Below are 11,526 nucleotides of genomic sequence, written 5' to 3'. Positions count from 1 at the left end.
TCAAAGGTAGCTCCACCCCAGGATTCCAGAGACCAGAAACCGACTTTGTCGAGTTTCTCGGCAATAGGCAGCATGTCATCCAGCCGCATACGGGTGGCAAGCAGGGACTGGTGGGCGTCACGCAGAATTACGTCCGTAATCCCCAGCGGTTTCTTTGTGTCAGTCATCGTGTCAGCCTTCTGTTAAAAGGTTCTATCTGTTACCGGGTCACTTCTTGTGGCGTGACCGGTATTGTGCAATCGCCTTCTTGATGGCCTCGGCGGTGTCAGGATCAACCGACGTGGGCGCCTTCGGCTTGGCACGTGGCGTTCTGGCCGGGGTTGCCGGCTCTGGTGGCGCAAACCGTCCAATGAGTTTGGACATGAGGAGTGTCGCGAATACCAAAACGATCAGGAACACGAACACGAAGCCCATGCCTGCGATCATCAGATCAACGGCTTGTGACATCAGCTCATTCATATCGAACAGCTACCTGTATTGGTTTGTATGATTTCCCCGCCTTGCCCGGTCCGACCACTTAGACTAACGTCTTACAGCCTTATCGGGACAAATCGGGAGGCAAAATCCTGCGTAATTTACCGTTTTCGCCTGCCCTGAGCAACCTGAATGAGATTTGCCATACGCGCTTTCCGAGGTTCACGGCCTGAAATGACAACTTTCCAGGAACCGGCACCATTCCCGATTCAGGCATATCGGACACGTATTTTCCGCCCCTTGATCCGCCCCTGCTCGAGGCGCTTCAGAGCCTTGGCGGCAAGCTCCCGGTCGATCGCAACAAAGCACTGAAAATCAAACAGATCGATCTTGCCCACAGCCGTACCGGGAATGCCCGCTTCGCCGGTCAACGCGCCCAGAACATCACCGGGGCGCACCTTGTCCTTACGGCCGCCGGCAATACACAGTGTCCTCATGGCCGGTGCGACCGGACGGCGCGGCACTGCCAGCAGGGCTTCGGTATCGCCCCACTCCACCGGCCGCTTGCGGGCGGCTTCAAGCTGGCTGATCTTGTGCCCTTTGGCGGGTGTGCAGAGGGTTACCGCCAGACCCTGCTCGCCCGCACGACCGGTCCGGCCCACCCGGTGGGTATGAACCTCCGGATCCCTTGCCGGCTCGGCGTTGATCACCAGGGGCAGGGATTTGATATCCAGGCCTCGCGCAGCCACGTCAGTCGCCACCAGCACCGAACAGCTCTGATTGCCGAAACGCACCAGCACGCTGTCCCGATCCCGCTGTTCCAGATCCCCGTGAAGCGCCAACGCGGAAAAGCCGCTGTCCCGCAGGCTGTCGGCAAGCTCATCACACTGCTGTTTGGTGGTACAGAACACGATGCAGGAAGCCGGCTGGCGCTCCGACAATACCGCCATCACCGCCTCGGCAGTGGCACCCGCAGGAATTTCATAGAACAGCTCGCGGATGTCCGGATTCTCCCCGGACGACTCCGCCCTCACATCCACCGGCTCGCGCTGATACTGGCTGCTGAGCTTGCGAATGGCCTCCGGCCAGGTGGCGGAAAACATCAGGGTCTGGCGGGTGTCCGGCGTGTGGGAAAGAATGTCCTCCATGGCTTCCTGGAAGCCCATGTCCAGCATCCGGTCGGCCTCATCCAGGACAACCGTGGTGGCCTTATCCAGCTTCAGCGTGCCCTTGCGCAGATGATCCTGAATCCGCCCCGGCGTACCCACAACGATATGCGCCCCGTGGCTCAGGGAGCCGATCTGGGGGCCGATGGCAACCCCGCCACACAGAGTAAGCACCTTGATATTCTTCCGGGCCCGGGCCAGTTCCCGCAGGGATTTCGCCACCTGGTCCGCCAGCTCACGTGTGGGGCAAAGCACCACCGCCTGCACGGCAAACAGTCGCGGCCGGAGGCCCTCGATCAATCCGATGCCGAAGGCCGCCGTTTTCCCGCTGCCGGTCTGGGCCATGGCAATAACATCCCTACCGGCCAGGCAATGGGGCAAGGCTTTGGCCTGGATCTCGGTAGGTTGTTTGAAACCAAGCTGCTCAATATTGGCAACCATGGCGGGTGAAAGACCAAATTCTTTAAAGGAAGACATACAAGAAAATCCCGGGGACAGCCGATGCTGGTTATGAAGGCAAAAACGAGCGCGTATACTACACCATCAGGATACCCGATTTGGTAAATAAAGAACGGAGCTACCGATGGCATCCCTACAGGATCAGTTACTGAAAGCCGGCCTGGCCGACGAGAAAAAAGCCAAGGCCATCCGCAGTGAGAAGCGCAAGCAACGCAAACAGCAACCCAAAGGGGCGGTACAGGTCAACGAGGCGGAAATCCGCGCCCGCCAGGCCCGGGAAGATAAGGCCGAACGGGACCGCCAGCTGAACCTGCAGCGCCAGAAAGAGGCGGAGAAAAAAGCCATCCAGGCCCAGATCCGCCAGCTGGTGGAAACCAACCGCCTGGATCGCAGCCGGGGCGAAACCTCCTACCAGTTCGTGGATGGTAAGAAGATCAAGAAAATCCTGGTGGATGACACCATGGTGGACCAGCTCTCCCGTGGCCGTCTGGCGGTGGTTCGTCTGGGCGAGAACTATGATGTGGTGCCTGAAAAGGTCGCCCGCAAGATCATGGAGCGTGACGAAGGTCCCGTCGTGGTGCTGCATGACCGCAAACAGGATGACCAGGGCGAGGACGATCCCTACGCCGGCTACGAAATCCCTGATGACCTGATGTGGTAGGTGGTAGGTACTAGTAATAACTTCCCGCCCGGCGGCGCTGAACTACACTGCAGGTACAGTCTCATTCGGGAGGAAACCACCATGAAACTGAAAACCTCACTGATTCGCACCGCCGGCGTTGCCATGGTGGTTACCATGGCCAGCTTTCCCCTCGCAGCCCAGGAAGAAGAAGCGGTCTTCGGCCGGGAACTGATGACCCAGCAGGAGATGCAGGAACACCGCCAGACCATGCAGAACCTGAACACCCAGGCGGAACGGCAGCAATACCTGCAGCGGCACCGGGAACGCATGCTTGAGCGCGCCCGCGAGCGCGGCGTAGAGCTCCAGAACGGCCAGGGCCAAGGCATGATGAATGGTCAAGGTCAAGGCCAAGGTCAGGGTCAAGGCATGATGAACGGCCAGGGTAACGGTCAGGGCCAAGGTATGATGAACGGCCAGGGCCAGGGTAACGGTCAGGGTATGATGAATGGTGGACAAGGTAACCGTGGCAACCAGGGCTCCGGCGGTGGTGGCAACAACCAGGAGTACAAGATCAAGGGATCTGGTGGCCAGGGTGGCGGTGGCTGATTAAAGGCCCGCCAACTTTACCGGGAATAAAAAACGGGGCTGAAAATTCAGCCCCGTTTTCGTTTACGACTCAGATACTAACCAAATCAGGCCGTCCCGCGACGCTTGCGCACCCACAGACCGGCCAGAGCTGCCAGCACCATGCCCGGCAGAACCGGATCGAACGGAGAACCCGGCTTGCCTGCGGTGCAGCCGAAGATGGTGCCGTCACCGTTGCTAGAAGAGGAAGGTTCTTCCGGCTCGGGCTCGGGTTCAGGCTCAGGCACCACCGGCGATGGCGGGATAACCGGCTCTTCAACGGCATCGTTCAGGCCTGTAACCCGCAGTGTGAAGGTGCAGCTCGTTTCGGTACCGTCACCGGTACAGGTTGGCCAAGTGCTGGTGCCCGATACGGCAACCGAAGTGTTAATGTTGACGTTGGCCAGATCTTCCACAGCACCTTGAACATAGCCAGCCTTACGGACCAACCCATCAGCAAAAATTGAGGGATCAGCGTTTGCCACCTCATCCAGGCTGAGTAAGCCATCGCCATCAGCGTCCGCATCCTCGAAGGTATAGGCTTCGCCCGTGTATGCCTGTCCATCCTTGTCACCTGGCCTATACGCACCTTCACCATCAAGTGCTTCAGGGTCCCAGGTTGCAAAGACGGGCTGCGTTACCACAGAATCCGTGTCGCTGATCGTGACAGGGTTCTCCGCCCAGGTGTCGAAAGCAGCTATAGCTACGTCCTCACCATCGATTAACACCTTAAACCCGGTGTCCGTAGCGTTGTAATTCGCGACATATAGTACTGCAGCTGATGATGACGCCAAGTCGATTGCGTCATTAGCGGGGTCATCGTCCCCTTCACCAAGGGTATCGACCAGTGGCTGTACATTGCTTACATCAATTGTGTAAACAGTGGTGCCATCGTCGTATTCGCCAAAAGAGTCTCCATTGGGATCATAAACGGTTGCGGGAGCGGTTACGGTTTCACCTTCTGTCGTAATTGCCTGCACGTCTACACTGTTAAAGACTTTTTGATAGGTTTGCCAATCCGGTGTATCCACCGTGCCAGCATTCCAGGCCAGTAGAATCGAATCGTTAGCCGGGTTACCGTCATGGTCGATAAACCACCCTGTCGGCACTTGGCTTAACGCCATCCAGTCGCCAAACAGGACAGAATATTCCTCTGAAATTGTTCCGCTTGTTTCGATGACATCCTCATCGGCTCCAGTTGTACCCTCAACAAACTCGGCAACACTGGTACTGAAGAACGGGAGACCTTCCACCTTACTGCCGCCGAACAAGCCACCTGGGAACTTCCCGAGATTGCCAGCAGAGATTTTCGACAGACCATCCGCTTGCATCCCGAAAGACAGGCCATCTTCGGCTGAAGAAGTAACAAATTCGTTGCCTACCCCGAAACCGGTTTCAAACCGGAACGCGTTGAGGTCTCCACCTGCATCGTTAAGGGCAGCTGTGAGGTTAGAGAACTTTCCTATCACACGATAGAGCTTGGCGTCGGAATCAGCCGTTACGTTTAGAACGATATCGATCGGGCCATTGGTTTCGGTCGTTTTCAGCTTAAAACGTTTACCTGAATCACCAGGAGCAAGACAGTTGGGTGAATCCTGCTGCGCCTGAGGAGCATCCGGGTCAGGCTCAAGATCGGTTTGAGCCATGATACAACCTTGGAAATCATTTCCGGCCGCACTGAAAATCTCATTATATACCGAAATACCCAGTCCGACTTCACCACTATCATTGACCGGATCAAACCAGCCAAAAGTCGCAGTACCCGCAGTATCGGTATAAACCAGCGTCTTCCCCTCAACCGGGGGATCCGCCAGGTTATCGGTATTCACACTATCAATCGTCGCCCCAAACGCTGCCGGAGCCACACCCAAAACTGAACACATAACCGCCGTTGCAAGCGGTTTCCTTGCAAACTTTATAGTTGTAACTCTCATGGTACTTCCTTTGTAACAGATTGTTTTCGAACTTCGCCCACTTGAACGTTAGAAGCAGTCCGGCGAATATTCAAATAAGGTTTCGGAATAAAAAATCGGGATCACTCCGGCTCACGCGCCGTTTCTGAAGCGGTAAAACTCCGAGGCCATGCTAACCTTTGAGGTAAACCCATTAAAGGCCTTAGGGAGCGGGGTATGCCGGAGCGGGAAAGACGGGTTACGTTCCGGGCAGAGTCGAACACAGGCACGCCCAGCCTGCGACAAAGTGTCGCAGTACCTGGGCCTTCACGGGCCGGCTCACCAGGAGCAATAGCATGAATGTCAGGGGCCAGCCATCCGACGCACAGGGCAGCGTCGCCGCAGTGCGGGGCAACGTGGTGGACGTACATTTCAGCTCCGACCTGCCCTCCCGAAACGCCGAACTGCGGACCGGCAAGGACTGGCACGTGGTGCTGGAGGTGCAGACTCACCTCAATACCACTACCGTGCGCTGCATCGCCATGAACTCCACCCGGCGACTGGCCCGGGGTGAGCCGGTCAAACAGACCGGATCGGGGCTCAAGGTGCCGGTCGGCCCTTCACTACTGGGCCGCATGCTCAATGTCTTCGGCAAACCGGTTGATGGTGGCCCACCCATCGAAACCACCGAGTACTGGCCCATCCACCGCCCGATGTTGCCACTCGCCGAGCGCACCACCAGTACCGAGATCTTTGAAACCGGCATCAAGGCCATCGATCTGCTCGCCCCCATGGAGCGGGGCGGCAAATCCGGCATGTTCGGGGGCGCAGGTGTAGGCAAGACGGTGCTGATCAACGAGATGATCAACAACATGGCCGAGCAGTATGAGGGGGTCAGCCTGTTCTGCGGCATTGGCGAGCGCATGCGAGAGGCCGAGGACATGTACAGCTCCATGCAGGAATCCGGGGTGTTGGAAAAAGCGGTGCTGGTCTACGGCCAGATGAACGAACCGCCCGGCGCGAGGTTCCGGGTTGGCCACGCAGCCCTGAGCATCGCGGAGCATTTCCGGGATGTGCAGAAGCGAGATGTGCTGCTGCTGATCGACAACGTGTTCCGGTTCGTCCAGTCAGGGACCGAGGTTTCCGGTCTGATGGGCCGGATTCCGTCCCGGGTAGGTTACCAGCCGACCCTGGCCACCGAACTGGCGGCCCTGGAGGAACGAATCTGTAGCTCTCGCAATGGCAGCATTACCTCGGTGCAGGCGGTCTATGTACCGGCGGATGATCTGACGGACCCTTCCGCCACCCATATTTTTGCGCACCTGACCGCCTCCATCGTGCTCTCCCGGAAGCGGGCCAGTCAGGGCCTGTACCCTGCCGTGGATCCCCTGAAAACGGATTCGAAGATGCTGACCCCCACCATTGTCGGCCCTCGCCATTACCGGGTGGCCCAGGCAGTGCGCAGTACCCTGGCGGAATACGACGATCTCAAGGACATCATTTCCATGCTCGGGATGGAAGAACTGTCCCGTGAGGACAGGGCCACGGTGAGCAAGGCCCGCCGACTGGAACGGTTCCTGACCCAGCCGTTTTTCACCACCGGGCAGTTCACTGGCAAAGGCGGTCGGCTGGTGCCCCTCGAAAAAACCATCGCGGGCTGCGAGCGGATTCTGGCCGGCGAGTTCGAGAAGGTCAGCGAAAAAGCCCTGTACATGATTGGCGACATCGATGAGGTGGATATCCCGGAGGCCAGCCATGAGTCCTGATCAACCACAGACCGGCAACTGCATGAACCTTCGCCTGTTGCTGCCGACGGAAGTGCTGCTGGAGCAGCCCGTTTCGAAAATCGTTGCCGAGGCGGAAAACGGCGAGTTCTGCCTGTTGCCCAGGCACATTGATTTCGTGGCAGCGCTGGTCCCCGGCGTTCTTTCCTTCTATACCAGTGAAGGTGAGGAACACTTTGCCGCCGTGGACCGGGGCATCCTGGTGAAGTGCGGGCGCGATGTCTTCATTTCCACGCTCCAGGGCGTCATCGGAACAGACATCACGGAGCTACAGGTGCTGATCGAGGAACACTTCCTGGAGCTGGACGAACATGAGCGCAAGGCCCGCAGCGCACTTGCGCGGCTCGAGGCCGGCGCCCTGCGAAGATTCCTTGATCTCAGGGAGCAGTTCCATGGCTGACAGACCCGACCCGCCACGGCCTGACAACGACCCCGAAGATCTGGGTAACACAGTCGGCCGCCGGGCAAGGCGCAAACAGAAAGCCCGGGCAGAGGACCGCCGCACGGCCTGGTTCGGGCTGGGCATGTTCGGACTGGTGGGCTGGTCTGTGGCTGTCCCTACCCTGCTTGGCATCGCCATCGGCGTCTGGGCCGACCGGCGCTGGCCCGGGGAGGTGTCCTGGACGCTGACCCTCCTGATTATCGGTGTGGCCCTGGGGTGCCTGAACGCATGGTACTGGATCAAACAGGAGAGTGAAGATGACTGAGGGGGAATCTCTTGCCGGACTTATGACGAGCTACGTAGCCAGTTTCGGGTTGGGTATCCTGCTGGGCACGGTCTTTCTGTGGGGGCTCTGGCTGACGGTCCACAGACTGCCAACGGCGGCCCATCCGGCCATGCTGATGCTGGCCAGCCTCCTGTTGCGCTTTGGTGTGACCCTGGCCGGATTCCTGTTGATTGCCCGGATCGGTAGCTGGGAGCATCTCCTGTTGGCGGCCGCCGGCTTTGCCATGCCCCGTCTGATGATCGGACGACGGCTTCGGTCCACGACGGCCGGGGAGGATCCACAGGCATGACCATCTCGCCAGACAGCATCGTCTACTGGCAATGGGGCGATTTCGCCCTGAATGCGACCATCGTGTTTACCTGGCTGGTGATGGCCCTGCTGACGCTGGTGTCCTGGCTGGTGAACCGTAAGCTCTCGGAAGGCCACGAGCTGTCGCGCTGGCAAAACCTCCTGGAGGTGCTGGTGGTTGGCATCCGGGACCAGATCGCCCAGGTCAGCCATCAGCAGCCAGGGCCCTACCTGCCGTTCGTGGGCACCCTGTTCCTGTTTATTGCGAGCGCCAACCTGCTCAACGTGATCCCGGGTTACATGGCCCCCACGGGGTCGCTGTCGACCACAACCGCCCTTGCCATTTGCGTGTTTGTTGCCGTACCGGTTTTCGGCATTGCCAGCAAGGGCGCCGGAGCCTACCTGCAGCACTACATCAAGCCAACCCCGCTGATGCTGCCGTTCAATGTGATCGGGGAGATTTCCCGCACGGTCGCGCTGGCTGTGCGTCTTTACGGCAACATCATGAGTGGCACGGTTATCGTTGCCATCCTGCTGAGCCTGACCCCCTACTTCTTTCCGGTGGTCATGCAGTTGCTGGGGTTGCTTACCGGCATGATCCAGGCCTACATCTTCGCCATTCTCGCCATGGTCTATATCGCTTCGGCCACCACGGTCCATGAGCATGGCGAGCCAGACGAACATCAGCAGAAAACACCACCGTCCGAACAGTAAAGGAGTTGCACTTATGGACAGCATTTCTCTTATCGGCATGGTTTCGGTTATTACCGCCGGCCTCACCATCGCCATTGGCTCCATCGGACCGGCATTCGGGGAGGCCCGGGCCGTGGCCCAGGCCCTGGCTGCCATTGCCCAGCAGCCGGATGAATCCGCCACGATCACCCGTACCCTGTTCGTGGGTCTGGCCATGATCGAGTCAACGGCAATCTACTGCTTTGTGGTGGCCATGATCCTGATCTTCGCCAACCCGTTCTGGGACCATGTAACGGCGGCTGCCGGAGGCTGATCCATGGAAATCAACTGGATCACGGTCTCGGCCCAGGTTGTCAATTTCCTGATCCTGGTCTGGCTGCTCAAGCGCTTTCTCTACCACCCGGTTATCCGGGCCATGGACAAGCGTGAGCAGAAGATCCGCAACCGCATGGATGAGGCGGACGACCGTGAACAGCAGGCAATGCAGGTAAAACAAACCTACGAACAGAAGCTGTCCAATTTCCAGAAGGAGCGTGAGGAGCTGTTGGAAGAAACACGCCACGAAGCGCGTCAGACCCGCAGCGAAATGCTGGATCAGGCCCGTGAGGAAACCGCCCGGGCGCGCAGCCATTGGATGCGCGAGGTGAGCGAGGAAAAGACTGCCTTTATCGACGGGCTGCGGCACCAGTCACTGGACGTGGTTGAATCGGTGATCCGGAAGGCGCTGCAAGACCTGGCCGACGAGCGGCTGGAGGAAAGAATTGCCCATACCTTTATCCGGAAACTGCAGTCGCTGGACGAAACAACCCGGGAAGCCCTGGGGAATTCGGCCGAGCCCGCCACGGTCACCAGCTCGTTCGAGCTCGATCCGGCCGTGAGGAGCAGTCTGACCCGGGCGATCCACGAACAGATCGGCGCCGATCTGGCGGTGAGCTATGCCCAGGAACCAGAGCTGATCTGTGGCATCGAGCTGACCTGTGAGGGCCAGCGGATCAGCTGGAACCTGTCGGACTACCTTGAAGAGCTGACAACGAGTATCGAGAAGGCTTTCGAGCCCCTCAGTACCGACGAGCCGGGAGCCTGATGCCATGCTGACACAGATGCTCGATGACACCATGGCAACCATCCGCAGTGTCGCCGAGGACAACCGGTTCTCCCTGCACAGCCAGGAAACCGGAACCGTCCTGCAGGTGGGCGGCGGCATTGCGCGGGTGCGCGGCCTGGCCAGTGTTTCCTCTGAGGAACTGGTGCAGTTCCCCGATGGCGTTCTCGGAGTCGCCATCAACCTGGAACCGGACGAAGTTGGCATCATGTTGCTCGGCGATAGCGAGAAGCTCAATGCCGGCATACGGGTGACCGCAACCGGCCGGGAAACCGACGCCCCGGTGGGTGACGGGCTGCTGGGCCGGGTGATTGACGCCACAGGCCGGGTACTGGATGGGGGCAAGCCGCTGGAGTTCCACGAACGCCGGCCCATTGAACGGCCGGCGCCGGAAATCATCGAGCGGGCGCCGGTCACCACCCCGCTGGAGACCGGCATCAAATCCATCGACGCCCTCATTCCCATTGGCCGGGGTCAACGGGAGCTGATCCTCGGCGACCGCCAGACCGGCAAGACGTCCATCGCGATCGACACCATCATCAACCAGCGGGACAAGGACGTGTTGTGCATCTACTGTGCCGTTGGCCAGCGGGCGACCTCGGTTGGCAAGGTGGTGGAAACCCTCCGCCAGCACCGGGCCATGGAGTACACGGTCGTGGTGGTGGCCTCGGACGACAATCCCCCCGGCCTTCGCTATATCACCCCCTACGCCGCCACCACCATGGCGGAATATTTCATGGAACAGGGCCAGGATGCCCTGATAGTCTATGATGACCTGACCCGCCACGCCCGGGCCTACCGGGAGCTCTCCCTGCTGCTGCGCAGGCCACCGGGCCGGGAAGCTTATCCGGGCGATATCTTCTACATCCATTCCCGGCTGCTGGAGCGCAGCACGCACTTGCGCAGCGAGTTCGGTGGCGGTTCGCTGACCGCTTTGCCCGTTATTGAAACCCAGGCCCAGGATATTTCCGCCTACATTCCCACCAACCTGATTTCCATTACTGATGGCCAGGTCTACCTGTCACCCACGTTGTTCCAGAAAGGCCTCCTACCCGCTATCGATGTGGGCAAATCCGTGTCACGGGTTGGCGGGAAAACCCAGCACCCGTCCCTGCGGAACGTGGCAAGCGACCTTCGCCTGGCCTACTCCCAGTTCGAGGAACTGGAAAACTTTGCCCGCTTTTCCACTCGCCTGGACAAGGACACCCGCGCAACCATCGAGCGTGGCCGTCGCGTCCGGGAGGTATTGAAACAGAGCGAGCATCGCCCCCTGCGGGCCTGCGAACAGGCGGGCATTCTCTTTGCCGTAAACGCCGGTCTGCTGGATAACCTGCCGGCGGACAAAGTCTCGGAAGCGGAACAGGAAATTCAGCGGCACCTGCTCGAATCCTTGCCGGAGATCTGTGCCCAGATAGACAGTGGCAAGAAACTGGAAGACGAACAGTGGCAGCGGATCACCGAGGCCATCGAAGCGGCACTGGCAGAACTCACACTCTCAGAGACGGACCAGGCCTGATATGGAATCTCTCGAGCATCTTCAGAAGCAGCTGGACAGCATTGGTGATCTCCGTGGCATCGTCAAGACCATGAAAGCGCTATCGGCAGCCAACATCCACCAGTATGAACAGGCGGTCCGGGCGCTGGCGGGCTACTACCGCACGGTGGAAATGGGTCTGCATGTGGTTCTGAAGGACTTTGATCCCGCGAGCTTTGCAGGGGGGTCACCTTCGGGGAACCACCGCCTGGGCGCGGTC

General features: G+C 59.3%; 13 protein-coding genes and 1 pseudogene. 11 read left to right on the top strand and 3 right to left on the bottom strand.

Annotated features, from left to right (window positions below; all coding sequences use genetic code 11):
- Positions 1-207: 207 nt before the first annotated feature.
- On the bottom strand, positions 208-459 hold the full coding sequence (locus ACESMW_RS16980; RefSeq protein WP_372988181.1) for an OadG family protein: 252 nt from the start codon (positions 457-459) through the stop codon (positions 208-210).
- Between the two features lie 224 nt (positions 460-683).
- Entirely contained in the window at positions 684-2,057 is a 1,374-nt protein-coding gene (gene dbpA / locus ACESMW_RS16975; RefSeq protein ID WP_372988180.1) for an ATP-dependent RNA helicase DbpA, read from the bottom strand.
- Between the two features lie 106 nt (positions 2,058-2,163).
- On the opposite strand from dbpA, the gene ACESMW_RS16970 reads away from it, so the two are divergent.
- Both ACESMW_RS16970 and ACESMW_RS16965 read left to right on the top strand, forming a co-directional pair.
- Positions 2,164-2,700: a DUF2058 domain-containing protein gene (locus ACESMW_RS16970; RefSeq protein ID WP_372988179.1), complete on the top strand. Its 537-nt coding sequence runs from the start codon at positions 2,164-2,166 to the stop codon at positions 2,698-2,700.
- Between the two features lie 81 nt (positions 2,701-2,781).
- Positions 2,782-3,267 carry a hypothetical protein gene (locus ACESMW_RS16965; RefSeq protein ID WP_372988178.1) on the top strand — a complete coding sequence of 162 codons (486 nt, stop codon included), beginning with the start codon at positions 2,782-2,784 and terminating at the stop codon, positions 3,265-3,267.
- Between the two features lie 86 nt (positions 3,268-3,353).
- Here ACESMW_RS16965 and ACESMW_RS16960 read toward each other — a convergent pair whose 3' ends face one another.
- Entirely contained in the window at positions 3,354-5,219 is a 1,866-nt protein-coding gene (locus tag ACESMW_RS16960; protein ID WP_372988177.1) for a choice-of-anchor F family protein, read from the bottom strand.
- Positions 5,220-5,533: 314 nt separating this feature from the next.
- Between ACESMW_RS16960 and atpD the strand changes: the two genes are divergently transcribed.
- The 9 genes and pseudogenes from atpD to ACESMW_RS16915 all read left to right on the top strand — a co-directional run.
- Complete coding sequence (gene atpD, locus ACESMW_RS16955; RefSeq protein ID WP_372988176.1) at positions 5,534-6,943, top strand: F0F1 ATP synthase subunit beta; 1,410 nt, start codon at positions 5,534-5,536, stop codon at positions 6,941-6,943.
- Positions 6,933-7,361: a F0F1 ATP synthase subunit epsilon gene (locus tag ACESMW_RS16950; protein WP_372988175.1), complete on the top strand. Its 429-nt coding sequence runs from the start codon at positions 6,933-6,935 to the stop codon at positions 7,359-7,361. The genes atpD and ACESMW_RS16950 overlap by 11 nt, the downstream gene beginning before the upstream one ends.
- Complete coding sequence (locus ACESMW_RS16945; RefSeq protein ID WP_372988174.1) at positions 7,354-7,668, top strand: AtpZ/AtpI family protein; 315 nt, start codon at positions 7,354-7,356, stop codon at positions 7,666-7,668. The genes ACESMW_RS16950 and ACESMW_RS16945 overlap by 8 nt, the downstream gene beginning before the upstream one ends.
- On the top strand, positions 7,661-7,978 hold the full coding sequence (locus ACESMW_RS16940) for an ATP synthase subunit I (RefSeq protein WP_372988173.1): 318 nt from the start codon (positions 7,661-7,663) through the stop codon (positions 7,976-7,978). Before ACESMW_RS16945 ends, ACESMW_RS16940 begins: the two co-directional genes overlap by 8 nt.
- Positions 7,975-8,691, top strand: a complete 717-nt coding sequence (locus tag ACESMW_RS16935) for a F0F1 ATP synthase subunit A (protein WP_372988172.1) — start codon at positions 7,975-7,977, stop codon at positions 8,689-8,691. The genes ACESMW_RS16940 and ACESMW_RS16935 overlap by 4 nt, the downstream gene beginning before the upstream one ends.
- A gap of 13 nt (positions 8,692-8,704) precedes the next feature.
- The gene (locus tag ACESMW_RS16930) at positions 8,705-8,983 is read left to right on the top strand and encodes a F0F1 ATP synthase subunit C (protein ID WP_372988171.1); all 279 of its coding nucleotides are present in this window, start codon (positions 8,705-8,707) and stop codon (positions 8,981-8,983) included.
- A gap of 3 nt (positions 8,984-8,986) precedes the next feature.
- Positions 8,987-9,754 (top strand): F0F1 ATP synthase subunit B, encoded by a 768-nt coding sequence (atpF, locus tag ACESMW_RS16925; RefSeq protein ID WP_372988170.1) that lies wholly within the window; start codon positions 8,987-8,989, stop codon positions 9,752-9,754.
- 4 nt (positions 9,755-9,758) lie between these two features.
- Positions 9,759-11,288, top strand: coding sequence for an alternate F1F0 ATPase, F1 subunit alpha (locus tag ACESMW_RS16920; protein WP_372988169.1), 1,530 nt, complete (start codon positions 9,759-9,761; stop codon positions 11,286-11,288).
- Position 11,289: 1 nt separating this feature from the next.
- Positions 11,290-11,526 (top strand): annotated as a pseudogene (locus tag ACESMW_RS16915) (F0F1 ATP synthase subunit gamma); the annotation flags it as partial.

Source organism: Marinobacter sp. (assembly GCF_041690455.1).
In the GTDB taxonomy this organism is placed as follows: domain Bacteria; phylum Pseudomonadota; class Gammaproteobacteria; order Pseudomonadales; family Oleiphilaceae; genus Marinobacter.
This window is presented reverse-complemented; position numbering and strand designations above follow the sequence as displayed.